Source organism: Planococcus sp. SE5232 (assembly GCF_050686535.1).
GTDB lineage: Bacteria > Bacillota > Bacilli > Bacillales_A > Planococcaceae > Planococcus.
On record NZ_JBOGCP010000006.1, the window covers coordinates 47,425 to 65,642 of the forward strand.

The 18,218-nt window shown below is 45.3% G+C and carries 19 protein-coding genes; 4 read left to right on the forward strand and 15 right to left on the reverse strand.

Going from position 1 to position 18,218, the window contains the following annotated elements:
- Window positions 1–52: 52 nt before the first annotated feature.
- The gene (acsA, locus tag ACRC6Q_RS17300) at window positions 53–1,771 is read right to left on the reverse strand and encodes an acetate--CoA ligase (protein WP_223642193.1); all 1,719 of its coding nucleotides are present in this window, start codon (window positions 1,769–1,771) and stop codon (window positions 53–55) included.
- Between the two features lie 169 nt (window positions 1,772–1,940).
- Here acsA and ACRC6Q_RS17305 point away from each other — a divergent pair, with 169 nt between their 5' ends.
- The 3 genes from ACRC6Q_RS17305 to ACRC6Q_RS17315 are packed head-to-tail and all read left to right on the forward strand — an operon-like array spanning window position 1,941 to window position 4,389.
- A complete protein-coding gene (locus ACRC6Q_RS17305; protein ID WP_223642191.1) occupies window positions 1,941–2,573 on the forward strand; it encodes a GNAT family N-acetyltransferase in 633 nt (210 codons plus the stop codon).
- Between the two features lie 23 nt (window positions 2,574–2,596).
- Window positions 2,597–3,241, forward strand: coding sequence for an acetoin utilization AcuB family protein (locus tag ACRC6Q_RS17310; protein WP_431467142.1), 645 nt, complete (start codon window positions 2,597–2,599; stop codon window positions 3,239–3,241).
- The gene (locus ACRC6Q_RS17315) at window positions 3,238–4,389 is read left to right on the forward strand and encodes an acetoin utilization protein AcuC (protein ID WP_431467169.1); all 1,152 of its coding nucleotides are present in this window, start codon (window positions 3,238–3,240) and stop codon (window positions 4,387–4,389) included. The genes ACRC6Q_RS17310 and ACRC6Q_RS17315 overlap by 4 nt, the downstream gene beginning before the upstream one ends.
- A 189-nt stretch (window positions 4,390–4,578) precedes the next feature.
- Here the strand turns inward: ACRC6Q_RS17315 and ccpA are convergent, their stop codons facing one another.
- From ccpA to ACRC6Q_RS17380, 13 genes are all read right to left on the reverse strand, one after another.
- A complete protein-coding gene (gene ccpA, locus ACRC6Q_RS17320; protein WP_223642179.1) occupies window positions 4,579–5,577 on the reverse strand; it encodes a catabolite control protein A in 999 nt (332 codons plus the stop codon).
- Between the two features lie 100 nt (window positions 5,578–5,677).
- A complete protein-coding gene (locus ACRC6Q_RS17325) occupies window positions 5,678–6,763 on the reverse strand; it encodes a bifunctional 3-deoxy-7-phosphoheptulonate synthase/chorismate mutase (RefSeq protein WP_223642177.1) in 1,086 nt (361 codons plus the stop codon).
- A 169-nt stretch (window positions 6,764–6,932) separates the two neighbouring features.
- Window positions 6,933–7,262, reverse strand: a complete 330-nt coding sequence (ytxJ, locus tag ACRC6Q_RS17330; protein ID WP_223642175.1) for a bacillithiol system redox-active protein YtxJ — start codon at window positions 7,260–7,262, stop codon at window positions 6,933–6,935.
- A 16-nt stretch (window positions 7,263–7,278) separates the two neighbouring features.
- Entirely contained in the window at window positions 7,279–8,058 is a 780-nt protein-coding gene (locus ACRC6Q_RS17335) for a YtxH domain-containing protein (protein WP_223642173.1), read from the reverse strand.
- A 37-nt stretch (window positions 8,059–8,095) separates the two neighbouring features.
- On the reverse strand, window positions 8,096–8,587 hold the full coding sequence (locus tag ACRC6Q_RS17340; RefSeq protein WP_223642171.1) for a DUF948 domain-containing protein: 492 nt from the start codon (window positions 8,585–8,587) through the stop codon (window positions 8,096–8,098).
- A 134-nt stretch (window positions 8,588–8,721) separates the two neighbouring features.
- Window positions 8,722–10,035, reverse strand: a complete 1,314-nt coding sequence (gene murC, locus ACRC6Q_RS17345; RefSeq protein WP_223642169.1) for a UDP-N-acetylmuramate--L-alanine ligase — start codon at window positions 10,033–10,035, stop codon at window positions 8,722–8,724.
- Window positions 10,036–10,213: 178 nt separating this feature from the next.
- Complete coding sequence (locus tag ACRC6Q_RS17350; RefSeq protein WP_431467143.1) at window positions 10,214–12,808, reverse strand: DNA translocase FtsK; 2,595 nt, start codon at window positions 12,806–12,808, stop codon at window positions 10,214–10,216.
- A 6-nt stretch (window positions 12,809–12,814) separates the two neighbouring features.
- Window positions 12,815–13,423 carry a YtpR family tRNA-binding protein gene (ytpR, locus tag ACRC6Q_RS17355; protein WP_431467144.1) on the reverse strand — a complete coding sequence of 203 codons (609 nt, stop codon included), beginning with the start codon at window positions 13,421–13,423 and terminating at the stop codon, window positions 12,815–12,817.
- Entirely contained in the window at window positions 13,420–14,235 is an 816-nt protein-coding gene (locus ACRC6Q_RS17360; RefSeq protein ID WP_223642164.1) for a DUF1444 family protein, read from the reverse strand. The genes ytpR and ACRC6Q_RS17360 overlap by 4 nt, the downstream gene beginning before the upstream one ends.
- A 65-nt stretch (window positions 14,236–14,300) precedes the next feature.
- Window positions 14,301–14,618, reverse strand: a complete 318-nt coding sequence (locus ACRC6Q_RS17365; protein WP_223642162.1) for a thioredoxin family protein — start codon at window positions 14,616–14,618, stop codon at window positions 14,301–14,303.
- A 12-nt stretch (window positions 14,619–14,630) separates the two neighbouring features.
- Window positions 14,631–15,146, reverse strand: coding sequence for a hypothetical protein (locus ACRC6Q_RS17370; protein ID WP_431467145.1), 516 nt, complete (start codon window positions 15,144–15,146; stop codon window positions 14,631–14,633).
- A gap of 59 nt (window positions 15,147–15,205) precedes the next feature.
- Entirely contained in the window at window positions 15,206–15,724 is a 519-nt protein-coding gene (locus tag ACRC6Q_RS17375) for a DUF84 family protein (RefSeq protein WP_223642158.1), read from the reverse strand.
- Between the two features lie 42 nt (window positions 15,725–15,766).
- A complete protein-coding gene (locus tag ACRC6Q_RS17380) occupies window positions 15,767–16,840 on the reverse strand; it encodes a M42 family metallopeptidase (protein ID WP_223642156.1) in 1,074 nt (357 codons plus the stop codon).
- 167 nt (window positions 16,841–17,007) lie between these two features.
- On the opposite strand from ACRC6Q_RS17380, the gene ACRC6Q_RS17385 reads away from it, so the two are divergent.
- A complete protein-coding gene (locus ACRC6Q_RS17385; protein WP_223642155.1) occupies window positions 17,008–17,322 on the forward strand; it encodes a PepSY domain-containing protein in 315 nt (104 codons plus the stop codon).
- 26 nt (window positions 17,323–17,348) lie between these two features.
- On the opposite strand, the gene ACRC6Q_RS17390 is transcribed toward ACRC6Q_RS17385, so the two are convergent.
- Entirely contained in the window at window positions 17,349–18,203 is an 855-nt protein-coding gene (locus ACRC6Q_RS17390; protein WP_431467146.1) for a YtnP family quorum-quenching lactonase, read from the reverse strand.
- Window positions 18,204–18,218 lie beyond the last annotated feature (15 nt).

An 18,218-nucleotide genomic window follows, 5' to 3' on the forward strand; every position in this document is an offset into this window, starting at 1 on the left:
TCTCTACAAAAAAGAGCAGCAAGCGAAATTTCGCATGCTGCTCTTTTTGCTTTCAATCTTCCATTGTAGACAAGTCACCTGTCGGCAAGTCCAACTCCCAAGCCTTCAGCACCCGGCGCATAATCTTACCGCTGCGTGTTTTCGGTAGTTTATCCTTAAACTCGATTTCACGTGGTGCTGCATGCGCAGCCAAGCCTTTTTTGACGAATTGGCGGATATCCTCTGTCAATTCGTCAGAGGGTTCGTAGCCGTCAACCAAAGCGACAAAGGCTTTGATGATTTCTCCACGGACCGGATCCGGCTTGCCGATAACCCCAGCTTCTGCAATCGCCGGATGTTCCAGCAACTTGCTTTCCACTTCGAACGGTCCGACACGCTCACCTGACGTCATGATGACGTCATCCACACGTCCCTGGAACCAGAAATAACCTTCTTCGTCCATATAAGCTGAATCTCCTGACACATACCATTTATCCTTCAGGAAATAGGAATCGTATTTGGCAGGATTGTTCCAAATCTGGCGCATCATCGCTGGCCAGCCTTTTTCAATCGCCAAATTGCCCATTTGGTTAGGCGGCAATTCATTGCCCTGGTCATCCACGATCGCGACTTTGATGCCCGGTACCGGTTTACCCATAGATCCAGGCTTTATGTCCATCGCTGGATAATTACAGATTGTCTGTGCACCCGTTTCCGTCATCCACCAAGTATCATGGATGCGTCGATCGAATACCTGTGCTCCCCATCTGACCACTTCAGGATTCAATGGTTCACCTACTGACAACACATGGCGAAGTGTCGATAAATCATATTCTTCCACTAACGCGTCCCCCGCGCCCATGAGCATACGGAACGCCGTCGGTGCACTGTACCAGACAGTGACGCCATAATCCTCGATGGCTTGATACCAGCCGTCCGGGGAGAAGCGGCCTCCCAGAATAACAGTCGTTACCCCATTCAGCCATGGAGAGAACACGCCGTACGCTGTCCCTGTCACCCAGCCCGGATCCGCCGTACACCAGTAAATATCGGTTTCGTTGAAGTCCAATACCCATTTCCCGGTCTGGTATTGCTGCACCATGGCATACTGTGCATGCAGCACACCTTTTGGTTTACCGGTAGAACCCGAAGTATAGTGAAGGACCAAGCCATCCTCTTTATCCAACCATTCAAGTTCGAATTTATCTGAACGGGAACGCAGATGCTTCAACACATCGATCTGCCCTTCCTGTTCCGTGATATCATCTCCAACAAGGAAAATGGTTTCAAGATTCGGCAACCGGTCATAAGGCACCCGCTCCAGCAGATCTGGCGTCGTGATGATCGACTTAGCTTCACTGTCATCCAATCGGTCATAGATGGCGCCTTCCATGAATGCCTCAAACAACGGCCCTACAATAAGGCCCATTTTCAATGCCCCGAACATAAGGAAATACAATTCCGGAGAACGCGGCATGAAAATAAAGATCCGGTCTCCTTTTTGCAATGTCGAATTCTCCTTCAACAAATTGGCTGCACGGTTTGTCATACGTTTCATCTCATAGAATGTATACGACTCATTTCTGTTCTGATCTTTGTAATACAGCGCTACTTTATTTTTTCGATCGGAATCGGCATGGCGGTCAATCGCTTCATGAGCCATATTCACTTTTCCGCTTTCATACCAACTGAATTCTTTCTCGACTTCAGCCCAATCGAAGTTTGCAGCAATCTCTTCATAATTATGTAATTGATGCACCCCTGCTCTTGCTGGTAACGCTTCCACTTTCATCCTGATCACCCTTTCATTATCGATTACCTTATATTCTACAACATTGTCACAATTGAATGCGAATTATTTTAACTTTTTAGAAAATTATAGTTTATTTCGCCAGACTTTTTCCAAATCCACTTTTGTTCATGTATAATGTAGCTAATTGCATTCTACAGGCGGTGAAATGATGGAACATAAAAAAACGTATAATTCCATGGAACTGGAAACCAAACATGGTCTTCTGATCATTGAAGGGCCTCTTCCCGGAAAAGAATTGAGCAAACTTGATTTTCATGAAGACCTGGTCGCTTTCAGGCCACCGGCTCAACAGCATCAAGCTATTGTGGAAATTGCTGATTTGCCGGAAGGGCGGATTCTCATCGCGCGAGAAGAGAAGATGATTGTCGGTTATGTCACCTTCTTATATCCTGATCCTTTAGAACGCTGGTCAGAAGGCAAAATGGACAACCTGATCGAGCTAGGGGCGATTGAAGTCATCCCGAAATATAGGGGCAGCGGGGTTGGGAAATCATTATTGAAAATTTCGATGGAAGATGACGCTTTTGAAGACTTCATCGTCATTACGACCGAGTACTATTGGCATTGGGATTTAAAAGGGACCGGGTTGAATGTTTGGGAATACCGAAAGATCATGGAGAAAATGATGCAGGCTGGCGGCTTGGAATATTACGCCACCGATGATCCCGAAATCAGTTCCCATCCTGCCAATTGCTTAATGGCCAAAATCGGTAGCCGGGTCGATAATGAATCGATCCAAAAATTTGATCAGCTGCGGTTCATGAATCGCTATATGTATTGATTTAACTCAAAAGGGGTGTTCATATGTTAGTGGAAGAAATTATGAAAACCGATGTCTATACATTACGTTCCGATCAGACTGTACAGGACATCATGGACTTATTCAAAGACAAGCGGATCCGTCATGCTCCAGTTTTGAAGGATGGCAAAGTGGTCGGCATTGTGACCGACCGCGACCTCAAAGACGCTGTCCCTTCAAGATTTACGGTGTCTCCAAAAGGTGAACCTTACAAAAAGAAAGTCGAAGAAATCATGACACCCAATCCGGTGACAGCCCATCCCCTCGACTTCGTGGAAGAAGTGGCGATGATATTTTACGAGCACAAAATCGGCTGTATTCCGGTCGTCAGCAACCAGGAGCTTGTCGGCTTCCTGACAGAGACGGATCTTTTGTATACCTTCATTGAATTGACGGGCGCACACCAACCCGGATCCCAAATTGAAGTTCGGGTGAAGAACCGGTCCGGTATCCTTTATGAAGTTTCGAAAGTATTTCATGAACAGAATGTTAATGTGCTGAGTGTCCTCGTTTACCCCGACAGAGAAAACAAGAACAATAAGATCCTTGTTTTCCGAGTTCAAACGATGAATCCACTCGCCATTATCAGCGATCTGAAAAAAGAAGGATTCGATGTCTTATGGCCAAGCATGCCTCAAGTGAACGAATGAAACATGCAGTATTCATCTTTTCAGAAGATCAATTGGGGTATAAATTTTCTGAAACACATCCATTCAACCAGAAAAGACTGGTTTTAACGATTGATTTATTAAAAAAAATGAATGCGCTTCCAGATGATTTAATCGTTCCTGCGCGTATTGCGACTGATGAAGAATTATTATTGGCACACGACGAGCGGTATATCGATATCGTTAAAAAAGCAAGTATTGGTCAAGTAACTCCGGAAGCCGGTGAAGGCTACGGAATCGGTACGGATGATACACCCATTTTTGAAAACATGCACGAAGCCAGTGCCCGCTTAGTCGGCGGGACATTGACTGCCGTCGATTATGTCATGGAAGGCAAGGCACAACATGCTTTGAATTTAGGCGGTGGCCTTCATCATGGCTTCCGAGGAAAAGCTTCCGGATTTTGCATCTACAATGACAGCTCGGTGGCCATCAATTACCTGAAAAGCAAATACAATGCCCGTGTCTTGTATATTGATACAGATGCCCATCATGGAGACGGCGTTCAATGGAGCTTTTATGATGATCCCGATGTCTGCACTGTCTCCATCCATGAAACGGGCCGCTATTTGTTCCCCGGAACCGGCAACATCAATGAGCGTGGCAGTGGCCAAGGATATGGCACTTCTTTTAATTTTCCGATAGATGCCTTTACGGAAGATGAGTCTTTTCTTGAAATCTATCGTACTTCCATGAAGGAAATCATTGAATTCTTTAAGCCAGATGTCATTTTGACTCAGAACGGAGCAGACGCCCATTATTTGGACCCTCTGACCCATTTATACGGTACAATGAATATTTACAAGGAAATACCCAAGATCGCCCATGAACTCGCTCACGAGTATTGTGAGGGCCGCTGGATAGCTGTCGGAGGCGGCGGTTACGATATTTGGCGCGTTGTTCCCCGTGCCTGGTCATTAATCTGGATGGAGATGAACAATCTTCCCCTCCCTTCAGGCAAATTACCCGAATCGTGGATGGAGAAATGGCAACCGGAATCTCCAGTCAAGTTGATCGATACCTGGGAAGATCCGCCCAATATGTACAAAGCCATTCCGCGCAAAGCGGAAATTACGGATAAGAACCTTCAAATGCTGAACAAGGCTCTTTATATGATCCGCAATAACTAACCAGGGTTATCGACAAAGTAAAAGAGCCAGCGGGATTAATCCCGCTGGCTCTTTCAATTTCAGGCGATTGAACTTTAACCACCACCTACATAAGTCAGCTGAATGAAAAAGAAAACCTGCCTGGATAGGCTCTATCCGGACAGGTTTTCCTGGTTCTGATCCCATTTTTTCTTACAATGGAATCGGCTGTTAATCGTTTTTGGTCGATTGTCTTTCTTCGATCCGGTATGGAAGAATTACTTGTTTTTCTTCGATTTCTTCATTGTTCATATATTTGGTCAGTAAACGCATAGAAACAGCCCCAATATCATAAAGCGGGAAAGCTACTGATGTCAGCATCGGACGAGCCATACGGGCCAGCTTGGAATTCTCATAGCTGATGATTTCTGCATCCGCTGGAATTTTCTTCCCTTGCTCTTCCAATCCATGAATGACCCCAATAGACATTTCGTCGTTGCTGACAAAATAAGCAGTCGGTTCGAAAGGAGCCAATGTTTGGACGGCTTCAATCCCCTCATCATACGAATTATTGCATTCAATGACCAGATTCTCATCATAGTCGATGCCTGCTTCTGCCAAGGCTTCTATATAGGCTTTCAACTTGTACTCTTTATTGATCATCGAAGTCATCGGGCCTGAGATAAAGGCGATTTTCTTATGGCCATTGTCTGTAAATTTCTTAACTGCTTCAAAGGCAGCTCCGTAATAATCGATGTTCACTGAGGCAATCGCCGCAGATTCATCGATTGAACCAGCCAAGACGATTGGCGTCGGAGAACGTTTCATTTCGTAAAGAAGTTCAGTTGAAATTACATCACTCATAAAGACTATTCCATCCACCTGTTTTCCAAGCATAGTCTCCAACAACTGAAGTTCCTTATTTTCGTTCTGGTCTGAGTTGGACAAGATAATATTGTAGCGGTACATTGTAGCGATATCTTCAATTCCACGGGCTAGTTCAGCATATAGGCTATTGGAAATATCGGGTATGATGACGCCGACCGTCGTTGTCTTCTTACTTGCAAGTCCACGAGCGACAGCATTTGGACGATAGCCCAATTCTTCTATCACTTTCAGTACTTTCTTTCTTGTGGCAGGTTTAACGTTTTGATTGGCATTTACTACACGTGACACAGTAGCCATGGAAACGTTCGCTTCTCTTGCCACATCGTATATCGTAACGGTCATTGTGCGCCCTCCTTTTCCAGTCTTTCTCTAATCATACGACAAAATCTTCAATAATATCAACTAAAAAAAAGAAAAGCCGGAGTTAACCGGCTTTTCAGCTTCACACTTTCATTTCATATTGTTTCATGAACTTCATCAAAGCATCGTAGTATTCGTCAAACTGGCCTAAATCCATTTGCTGTTGAGCATCTGATAATGCTACTGCTGGATCTGGGTGAACTTCAGCCATCACGCCGTCCGCTCCGATTGCGATTGCAGCTTTAGCGGCTGGAAGCAATAAGTCACGGCGACCTGTCGAGTGAGTCACGTCAACAAATACTGGCAGGTGCGTTTCCTGTTTCAGGATTGGCACTGCTGAGATATCGAGTGTGTTGCGTGTCGCTTTTTCGTATGTGCGGATACCGCGTTCACATAAGATGATGTTTTCGTTTCCTGAAGCGATGATGTATTCAGCTGCGTTGATGAATTCTTCAATAGTCGCTGACATTCCGCGTTTCAAGAGAACCGGCTTATTGATCGAGCCGACCGCTTTCAATAGTTCGAAGTTCTGCATGTTGCGTGCGCCAACTTGGACAACATCCACGTAATCAAGTGCAGCTTCCAAATGTCCTGGAGTGACGATTTCTGAAACAACAGCTAAATTGTATTGATCAGCCGCTTTTTTCAGCATCTTCAATCCTTCTAAGCCAAGTCCCTGGAAATCGTAAGGCGATGTACGCGGCTTGTAAGCTCCACCACGAATCATCTTCAAGCCTTTTGCTCCGATGGCTTCAGCAACTTTCGATACTTGTTCCTGCGATTCTACTGCACATGGGCCAAAGATGAAAGAAGGTTCTCCAGCGCCCACTTGTTCGCCATTGATCGTAATAACCGTGTCTTCTGCTTTCTTTTTACGCGAAACCAACAATGCTTTGCGTGTATCTTCTTCTTGCATATTCAAGGCTGATTTGAAGATTTCCTTGAAAATATGATCAACGGTCTTCTGTTCTAACGGACCGTTATTATTATCTTTCAGCAAGTTCAGCATATGGCGTTCCCGCAATGGATCGTAACGGTCAACTCCTTGCTTCTCTTTCAATTTACCGATGTCTTGAATTACGGAAGCTCTCTCATTGATAAGAGACAGAATCTGCAGGTTGACTGCGTCCACTTTTTCTCTTAGTTGCTCTAACTCTAAATTACTCATTCTATAACTTCCCCTTTCGCGAATAACCTTTATCAGGTGACTCATATTAACATGATAGGACTATTATAAGCAAACTATTCGGTAAAGTCACGGAATTTATTTTAGCGATTCAACGCGCTAAAGTATTTTTGGCATGAAAAAGCCGAAGCATCAAGGCTTCGGCTCTTTTTTAAGCTATAAATTCCTGCATGGATTCTCTTTTGATATCATTATGGGAAGCGTGCCAATCCACTTTTTGACTAGTGAAATGGAACAATTGGGGCGATTCGTGCTTAACTCCCGTAATCTCTTCAATCGCTTGAGAGAATTCCCGATCTTCCTGTACGACTAGATAAAGGAAGATTTGGTTTGGGTGCAGTGAGCAATACTCGTTATACTCATTCCACGCCTTAGCGGATACCGGACATGTACTGCTGTGTTTAAATAGCCAGTAATGCTGATTATGCCCCACTGCCTGTTTCAGACTGTCCAGATTGTCTACATGCACTAAATTTTTCATCTAAACCGCTCCCAGATTAATTCTTTTTGTTTTGGTTGTTGCTTGATGAATTGTTTGTTGATTTATTGCTTGGATTCGACGATTTATTGCTGTTGTTGTTGCTGCTGGTCGTATTTGGACCTTTGCTCGTGTTTGCTGTGTTGCTGTTGGTACTGCTGCCTGTATTGCCGGCTACTGACGAACTTGAACCCGATTTCTTTTCTTCTTTCACCTCTTCAACTGCTTCTTTTAATGCATTGGCAGTGGAAGTGAAAGCATCAGAACCGTTGCTGTCTGATTTATTTGCTGTATTTTGCACAGTTGAATGGATGTCGATGGATTCTTCACCTTCTGACGAAGCCGTTCCGTCGTCCATAGGCGAACTTCCACCTTTTATATTTTTCACTTTATCGACTACTTTGGTCGACTGGTCTTTCAATTGTTGGGCAAAGCCACCTGAACCATCATCGCTTGAATCTGACTGCTGCGATGCTTTTTCTTTTAAAGTGGTCGCCTGAGTTTTAAGGTCAGCTTGGAATTCTTTCCCGGATTTAGGCGCCAGGAATAATGCTGCAGCAGCCCCGACGATTCCACCGACTAAAATACCAACTAGGAAACTTGAGCCCCCACCTGATTCTTCGTAATCGTACAGGTCGTCATAACGGTTGGAAGCTCCATAAGATTGAGGTACATAATCACTTTGCTGGTATTTTTGGCCGCTGTTCTGGCTGTACTGTCCACCCTGTGTATAGTAGTCCTTATTGTACTGTGAATCGTTGAAGTTGGATTGATTGTTAAAGTCTTTGTTTCTGCTCATTGATATTCCCTCCAATTAGTTAGTGGTAAAACAATTTTTAGTATTGTTCGTTATGAGGCAATTTTTTTTGTCCGGGTACTGGTGTATAAGTTGAGTTTGCGCGAGCTTCATAGATCTTGCGCTCATTCCATTTATCACGGATGCCCATGACCACATTACCCCATTGAACAACTTGAGCAATCTTGTCTTCATTCTGTTCAACCTGCACACCTACACGTGAAGTGATATGGCGGACAGTAGAGTTCAAATCAGTAACAGAGTTGCCGACGCCTTTTACCGCGTCAACTACACCATTCAATTTTTCTGATTTTACTTGAATGTCTTCAGCTAGTTCATTTGTCTTATGCAATAGATTCGTCGTTTCCAACGTTACCCCCTGCAATTGATTTTCAAGACCAGCTACGGTGCCTGAAACTTCTTTTAATGTGTTTTTCAGCGAATTTAATGTCATTGCCAACGCTACGCATAGAATTAAGAATCCAATAGCGGCTACGATCGCGGCAATGTAAAGCAAGATTTGCCAATCCATCCTGTTTCCTCCTTTAAGCGAATTATGTTATATCCTTTTTCTACCCTTGATGAGTTTGGATTAAACACGGTCTCTATTATTATTCGACAAAAACTATTGCATACCTGCATAAAAAAAACAGTTTAACCCGAAAGTTAAACCGTTTCTCCTGTATTTAATGTCGTTTCGAAAGCTTCCTGGAATTTGGTGACGTCTCCTGCTCCCATGAACAGATAAACGGCATTGCCGTGCGCTGCTAAGGAACCTACCTCATCCAATTGAAGCAACTGGCTATTTTCGATTTTTTCCGCTAGATCCTGGATTTTCAATGTACCTGCTTTTTCGCGTGCAGAACCGAAAATATCACAGAGATACACATGATCCGCTTCAAGCAGACAGTCGGCAAACTCCTGCAGGAATGTCTGGGTCCGCGTAAATGTATGCGGCTGGAAAATCGCGATGAGCTCCCGCTCCGGGTACTTCTGGCGCGCAGATTGCAAAGTCGCACGAATTTCCGTTGGATGATGCGCATAGTCGTCAATCAAAATCCGATCACCGATTGCGGTTTGTGTAAAGCGTCGCTTGACGCCTTCAAAATCCTCAAACTGCTGCTGGATGATATCAGCTGGTATGCTTTCATAATGGCACAGAGAAATGACCGCCAATGCATTCAGAATGGCATGGTCGCCAAACATCGGAATCGTGAAAGTATGGAAAAATTCGTTACGAATCACTACATCGAAAGTAGTCCCTTCCACAGTTTTCACGATGTTTCTCGCCTGGAAATCATTTTCTTCCCCAAATCCGTAGTAGACGACCGGAACGGGTGCCTGGATCTGTTGAAGAAATTCATCATCTCCGCAGGCAATGATGCATTTCTTTACTTGTTGGGCCATTTCCTCGAACGCTTTGAAAACATCATCAACACCCGTAAAATAATCAGGATGGTCATAGTCGATATTCGTCATGATAGCGTAATCAGGGTGATAGGCCAGGAAATGGCGGCGGTATTCACAGGCTTCTGCCACAAAGAAATGGGAGTCTGCCTGGCCTACGCCCGTTCCGTCTCCAATTAAATAAGAGACAGGTTTATATCCGCCCAATACGTGGGCCATCAAACCGGTTGTCGAAGTTTTGCCGTGTGCACCTGTGATGGCGACTGATACATATTGCTTCATCAGGTCACCAAGGAACTGATGGTACCGGATAATTGTCGCACCCAATTCACGTGCTTTGACCAATTCAGCATGATCATCACCAAAAGCATTGCCTGCAATGATTGTCATGTCTTTTTCAATATTATTTGCGTCGAACGGCAGAATGGTTATGCCTCTTTCACGAAGACGGTCTTCAGTAAAGAAGTGCTGCTCGATATCAGAACCTTGTACTTGTTCGCCCATATCATGCATGATTTGTGCAAGTGGACTCATACCGGAACCTTTGATTCCGGTAAAATGTAAAACTGTCATAAATGAACCTCCTGTGGGAGTTGAAAATTAGTCTACATAAATCGCATAGCGAATTCTATAGCTGATGTGGATAAACACAATACAAAATTATATCACAAATTTATCATTCGCTGAAATGAGCCAGTATTCTTTCTATTTCTTTAGTTGGCAAAGTATTTGCGGAAAGCAGATATACGGTTTAATGGAATACTTCTTCAATATCATTTTCAGTAATCAAAACCGAACGGGCTTTGCTGCCATTCTGCTCGGATATAAAGCCATGCTGTTCGATCAGATCCATCAATCGGGCTGCACGATTATAGCCGATATGGAATTTCCGCTGCAGAAGGGACGTCGAAGCACTCCCCTGTGCCATGATAAAACGGCAGGCCTCTTCAAAGAGATCATCCTGCTCAGCCGGGGACTCGCTTCGCTTGATCAATTCCTCTTCTTTAAAGAAGTATTCGGGTTTCCCCTGCAACCTCACATGCTCGATGACTTTTTCAATCTCGTCGTCGGTGACGAACGTTCCTTGCAGACGGCTGGGTGCCGACATGCCATTTCCAAGATACAGCATGTCCCCTCTTCCGAGAAGACGCTCCGCTCCCTGGGAATCGAGGATCGTGCGGCTGTCCACCTGTGAAGAAACTGAGAAAGCAATGCGTGTCGGGATATTAGATTTGATCAACCCGGTAATAACGTCAACAGACGGCCTTTGCGTCGCAATCACCAAATGGATTCCGCAGGCACGCGCTTTCTGCGCAATCCGGCAAATTGAATCCTCGACGTCTGATGGAGACATCATCATCAAGTCTGCCAACTCGTCGATCACTATCAGGATATAGGGCAGATGCTGCGCATGATCCCCTTTTTCTTTCACCAGCTTATTGTAACGGCTGATATCGCGGACGCCACTGTGGGCAAACAATTGGTAGCGGCGCTCCATTTCTTCCACTGCCCATTTGAGCGAAGCGGTTGCCGCTTTGACATCTGTAATGACTGGGCTGACAAGATGCGGGATATGATTATAAGGTGCCAGCTCGACCATCTTCGGATCGATCAACAGCAGCTTCAGATCTCTTGGCGAGGATTTATAGAGCAAGCTGACCAACAGTGAATTAATGCAGACGGATTTACCGGAGCCTGTAGCCCCAGCAATCAGGCCGTGCGGCATTTTTCGCAAATCCAATGTGACCGGCTTGCCTGTCAAATCCAATCCTAGTGCCGCTTCCAGCGGAGAATCCGACTCTTCGAAAACCGGGCTGCCGATAATCTCCGAAATGCGTACTGCACGGCTTGTCCGGTTCGGTATTTCGATGCCGATGGAGCTCTTGCCGGGAATCGGTGCCTGAATCCGGATATCCCTGGCAGCCAATGCCAATTTCAAATCATCCGCTAAGTTGCGGATTTTGCTGACTTTAATCCCTTGAGCGACCTTCAGCTCGAATTGTGTGACGGCAGGTCCTTGGACAGTGCTCAAAATTTCAGCTTTGATCTGGAAATATGATAAAGCTTCAATCAGGCGCTCACCCTGCTCCTCCATCCACTCTTCGTCTTTCCGGTCATTTTCAGGAGGCATTAAATATTCCGGCAACGGAAATTCATAGGCTTTCGATTCAGCTTCAGATACTGAATTCAGTGCTTGCTTCGGCTCTTCAACTGAATCTGCCGTTTTTTTTTCCGCTTGCACAACTGAATTTTCAAGTTTTGGTGTGACGATAGGACGCGATTGCGCCTTATTTTTCAATAGTTCTTTATCAGATTTGAGCATCAGCACATTGAATGGCACGGTTTTTTCACGCTTTGGCGCCGCTGATGGTTTTGTTTCTGTATCTTGCTTTAATTCCGGAGCCGCCTCTGCTTCTGTAGCCGAATCTAATTCCGGGTTCGATTCTGTCACTAACTCATTCTCCGGTTCAGGTTGTGGATCTTGATATGATTCTGGTTCTTGGTGAATTTCCGGTTCCAGTTCCGGTTCCGGCTCTTGATATACTTCAGGTTCTGGGATTGCTCCTGACTCCAGTTCCAGCACTGTTTCACCAATAGGAGCCGATTCTTTGACTTCTGTGGTGTCAATCGATGGCTCCCTATGTACATGGCCAGTATCGGGTACAGCCTGCTCTTCGACAAATTCCGATGTTACAACTTCCGTGTCTTCAGAAGCTTTGGATGCACGTAGATCCGTTGGTGCTTCCCTTTCAGCTTTCGGTGTTTCTTCTATCGTTTCACGAACCGTCTGCTGTGTCCGTTCTTCCTCGAAGATCGGTGCAATTTCATGTTCCACTACCGGTCTTGGCTTATGCCAGCCGGCTCTTGCTCTTTCCTGAATCGCTTCATCATGCAATTCGCGGTTATACTTGCTTTCTCTTTCTTCCGTCATTTTTTGGGTAGGCGCAGGACGTGCCGTATTATAGCCATAGACCGATGAAACGGAGCGGCTTGGTTCGAAACGGCGCGCAGCAGCAGGAAGTTCGGGTGTTTTAGCTTTTCGCTTCGCTGCCGTTGGGCGGACTGGCGCTTCTTTAGGCCCCATAATTGGCTTCTCTGCAGCCGGCATAGATTCTTTTCGAAGAATCTCTCTTTCCTGCTCATCAAAAATAGGCATTTTCGGACGGTTTTCTGCCCGTTTTACGTCATGGATAAAATCGTCTTTTTCTTCATCCGGAATCAAGGGGAAACGAAAAGGCGCTTTTTCCTTCTTTTCAGCCGGGGGTGCTTCATAAACTGCCTCTTCTTCGATTTCATCAGTGTCATCAGTAAACATGCGGTTCCATACATTTTTAAACCAGCTCATAATGCGTCACGCCTTTACTTCAAAAGCTGAACCGATTTCTGCATCTTCAGGAAGCACAAGAATCCCTTTTTCCTGAGGTGCATCCGGCAAAGCCAGTTCTTTTGCTGAACAGATCATTCCGGACGACGCCACTCCCCGAAGTTCCGCATCACGGATGACCATACCTGAAGGCATGACAGCCCCCACTTTTGCCACTACTACTTTTTGCCCCTGTTCAACGTTCGGAGCTCCGCAGACGATCTGCAATTGCTCGTCGCCGACAGCAACCTGGCATACATTCAATTTATCGGCATTTGGATGCTTGTCCTTAGCCTCTACAAAGCCGACCACAAATTTCGGTGAAAAATCCACTTCCAAAGTGAAATCGATCTCGTTTTTCGCTAAAGCATTCTGTAAAGAAGTAACAAGCGCTTCCGATAGCTCCACTTGCTCGCCTTCTGCCAATTCTGCATAACTTGAAGCATTGAACAAGTTGAACCCGGCGATTTTGCCGGCCTCATCTTTGATCAATGTTACATCCCCTGACTGCTCAGGATGGATTTTTTCTGGAGTTTCTGTTTGCAGTTGAACCAGCAGTACGTCGCCAATTCCGTGTTTATTATAAAATACATTCATTTTTTATCGTTCTCCTCGTTAGGTCTATTTTTCGCCATGATGAAAATTGGCTCCAGTTCGTCATTTTCATAAATGAACGATAAGGAAGTGATCGGAACTTTGCCATTGGTGAAGAAGTGCATGGCCATTTGCGCGAGCACGTCGTATCCCGTTTCATTTTGGATATCACCGATGATCAATACATCCTGATGGGGCACTGACACGGTCATATCGCCGGTGATTTTTGTTTTCATTTCTTTTAGGAAAGATTCATTCAGGATTCTTGATGCATCATAGCCATCATTTTCATTCAGAAAATAAAAGACATTTCCTGCAACATGGTCTTCTTTTACAGCGGTTTTCAATTTTCTCACTTGAAACTTCGCAATTTCCTTTATCTGCTCTTCTGTCAGACTTAATGAATTTACCACATTTTCGTCAATTAAGCGATAGGTAGTCCCCACGTCCAAAGCAAAATAAATGCGTGTTTCCGCTGTGTGTTCAGACGTTATGAACTTATGGCCTTCATTGGATTCTGTTGGAAAAGAAGTTGAGCGGATAACCGGAAAAATGTGTTCGGTCGATTTCATTTCGCCTTTCGCTTCCCGTTCCATTGCGTCGAAGGTTTCTGTTATCGTATAGACGATTTCCTGGATGGCCGCATCGCCTTTCGATTCAAATCGGTTGATCACCTGTGGCAAAGAAATGCTCATGCCTTTGCCAAGTTCCTTGTGGCGGATATGTGCAGTTTCTTTTTCACGGTCAAAGCGCCATTCCAATTGAGGACTCGGCATCCGCTCTCTAAGTATATTAAAAAGTTCAGTAGATTTCATCGTTGTTTGGCCTCACTTTCATAAATAAACGGTTCAGCCAAAGTCTAGGCGAACCGTCTGTAATGTTATTTTGGCAGATTCGAAATAAACCCTTCAATTTCTGCTTGTGTTTTACGGTCTTTGCTGACAAAGCGCCCGGTTTCCTGCCCATTTGAATAAGCAAGGAAACTTGGGATTCCATAGACATCCTGTTCGATGCACAAGTCGATAAACTGGTCGCGATCCACTGATACAAAAGTTTGGTCCGGAAACGCTTTTTCAACATCAGGCATTATCGGATCGATGACGCGGCAATCCGGGCACCACCCTGCTGTAAACATAAAAATAGCCGCAGGTTTTTTGGTCAATTCTTGAAATTCCTCAGTTGATTGTAAGTTTCTCATTTAGGTAATCTCCTATTCATCGGTATCTATGGAACGGACGGTTTTCATCATCCAGTCCATATTTTTCGGAATATCACTTTCTTTTGTAATAGTCGTCAATTTAACGCCGCCAGCACTGACTACAAGTTCCAGCTGGTCTTCCGCGATTTCCTTGACTGTAGCAAACCCGAAACGCCCGTTTTGCTGGAAAGTTTCATCGGCTACCCATTGCTGTTCAGGATCAGCTTTTTGCAGATCATAGAACAGGGTGCTCGTGGCTTTTTCATTCGGATTAATGAATAAAGCAAAAGACTCGCTGCCTTTTGTAATCAACCGGTTAAAATCGTCCGCAGGTTCTTCAATTTCATAGCCGCTAGGCATATACAAATCGATTTCCCCTACCGTCTCATTTGCACTTTCCGGCTGTTCTTCAAACGCTTCACGTGCGTTCGATACCCCTTGTACAACCCGTTCTTCCGGTGTTGCCATGCAGCCGGCCAACATACCCGACAGCAAAAGCGTTCCAAAAATCAATCTATATCGAGGCACGCTCATTCCCCCTAACGTTACTGCTATTTATTTTAAAGGTGTTTACAGGCACATGCAACTTAATCGCTGTCCCTCTGGTACTGTCCAATCAATAATTTGACTACATGGCTGAACATTTCCCCTCGATTGACGAGGCCATCCGTTAAGATGCCAATGGCGCCTTTATGCTGGCGGATTCCGCTTTCATTGGCATAGTCGTCCATGACCGGTCCAAGCTCAATCCCCGTGTGGAGCTTGGCCGCAATTTCTTCCGGCAATGGAATCTGGGCTCCGGCTGCTGTAAACAGACGCCCGTCTTTAGCTGCTAAGGCACCCCAGTTGCATAAATAGAGCGCGCCTTCCATCTCGTAGACACCGCCTTCCAGGCCAATGGCGAAATCATTGTCACCTAACGCGTTGTTTGCCCTATTCATTGCTCCCTGCCGTGTTTCCTGCTGGGAAAAAGGCTGCGCTGAAACATCCGATTCTGCATCTATCGCCGATAAATCGACGGACCAGTCCAAACTAGCAAGAACGCTGGACACGGCATTGATTTTTGCTGGATTTTTTGAGGCTATTGCTGCACGAATTTTTTTCATTTCCATTAGTCCTTTCAAAAAAAAAGAGCCCGAAGGCACTTTTCAGACATTTTCTTTGATGGTTTCAAGTGTTGTACGGTCGGACGCTTTAACAAGTTTCGTCAAGAGTTCTTTCGCCGCTGCATAATCATCCGTATGAATGATGGACGACGAGGTATGGATATAGCGTGAGCAGATGCCGATAACAGAACTTGGAATCCCTTCATTGGCTGTATGCACACGTCCTGCATCCGTCCCCCCTTGTGAAACGAAGTATTGATAAGGGATATTATGCGTTTCAGCAGTGTCCAGGATAAATTCGCGCATGCCACGGTGCGTCACCATGCTCTTGTCCAGGATGCGCAATAACGTTCCTTTGCCCAGCTGGCCAAATTCGTTTTTATCGCCTGTCGCGTCGTTCGCCGGACTGGCATCCAATGCGAAGAACAGATCCGGTTTGATCATAGCTGCTGCTGTTTGTGCTCCGCGCAGACCCACTTCTTCCATCACTGTCGCGCCGGAAAATAATTGGTTCGGAAGTTTTTCGTCTTTCAATTCTTTTAGAAGTTCAATCGCAAGACCACAGCCATAGCGGTTATCCCAAGCTTTCGCCATAATTTTCTTATCATTGGCCATTGGTGTGAACGGACTGAATGGAACAATTTGCTGGCCAGGTCGAATCCCCAGCGACAGGGCATCCTCTTTATCGTCTGCCCCGATGTCGATCAGCATGTTCTTGATGTCCATCGGCTTGCTCCGAAGTTCCTCGCTCAAAAGATGTGGAGGAATCGAACCGATGACGCCTGGAATTGTACGCTCTCCAGCAATGATATCCACGCGCGTTGCCAGCATCACCTGGTTCCACCAGCCGCCCAGAGTCTGAAACCGGATCATGCCATTGTCGGTGATTTGCGTCACCATAAATCCGACTTCGTCCATATGGCCTGCAACCATGATCCGTGGCCCATCCTGCTGTCCATCTTTTACGCCAAAGATACTGCCAAGATTGTCCTGGATCAATCGATCGGATACTTGTTCCAGTTCCTGCCGCATAAACTTCCGGACTGCATGTTCATTTCCGGGGGCTCCCGGCAGTTCGGTCAAAGTTTTAAACATTTCACGAGTTTCAGCATTCATATCAAAGTTCCTCCTAAATAAATTACCTCTATTAAGTTTAGAGCTTCTGTCTGACAATTTCCAGTTATATAATTCGTTTTTCGAAAGATTAGCGACATTCAAGCTTTCATTTCGCCCTTCAAAATATTTATGGTACAATTTATCCAGTAAGCAGAGGAGGGATTTTAGTGAACAATCGTGATTTACTTATTGGATTCGCTACAGGCGTAGCAGCAGCTTATTTGGTAAAAGAAGTGGTTGACCGCAAGGAAAAACTATACCCGGCAGATGATGTACTGAAAGAAGTCAAATCTGCATTTAAAGAAGAAGGCCCAATCGACGGTTCTTGGATCTTCATGAAAACCGAGCCTTACAAGCAACATGCGTTGACGACTGAAGTCTATAAAGGCGGCATCACCCGCCATAAAGAAGACGAACTCCAGCAGTTCGAGTTTTTGGCTGATGCTTTTACAGGCGCAGTAATCGAAGTCAAACAGGTATAAAAAAAGGAGCCGAATCGGCTCCTTTTTTATAGGACTTTTTCTTTGCGCTCAAGTGATTCGACAATTTCTTTGCCGTCCGCACTCCATTTCAGGATGCGGTAATAGGCATCATGGTAAAAGCTGAAATAATAGCCGTTTTCCAGCGCTTCTTTCATGAGCTTTTCTTTGGCATAAATCGAATCCATTGGATAATCATCGAATGCCAATACCCATAATGGATTTTGATGGGCGTGCGTCGGCATGATATCCGCCATATGAAGGATGGCTTCATTGCCGCTGGTCATCTTGATGACACTGTGCCCATCGGAATGGCCTCCGGTATGGATCAGTGTAATGGCACCAAATAAGGTTTTTTCGCCTTCAAAGGTTTCGACCTGATCGACGATCGGCTCCCAATTTTCTTTCCAGTAGGTGTTGCGTGAACGGATATTCGGATGCTGCATTTCATTCCATTCCACTGCAGAGACATGGATTTTAGCATTCGGAAAAGCGGAAACCAACTCTTCCCCCTGCCATTTCGTCAAACCCGCTGCATGGTCTCCGTGCAGATGGGTCATCAGGACCGTATCAATATCTTCAGCCGTCAAGCCAAGCTCCGCCAAATCCTCTTCAACACGCGACTGTTCAGAAACCCCTAAGTTGCGCATTTGGCGTTCCGTCAATTTCCCGGCGCCAAGGCCGCTGTCAATCAGGATATTGTGGCCATCGTATTGGACCAGGATCGGATGTGTCGGCAATTCGATTTGGTTTTTTTCATTGACCGGATAACGTTTTGACCAAACTACTTTCGGCACTACCCCAAACATCGCGCCGCCATCCAAAAAAGTCGTTCCCCCATCAAGCCAGGTCAGATTCATTTCGTGAAATTGAAATTTCTGCATTCCCTAATCCCCCTT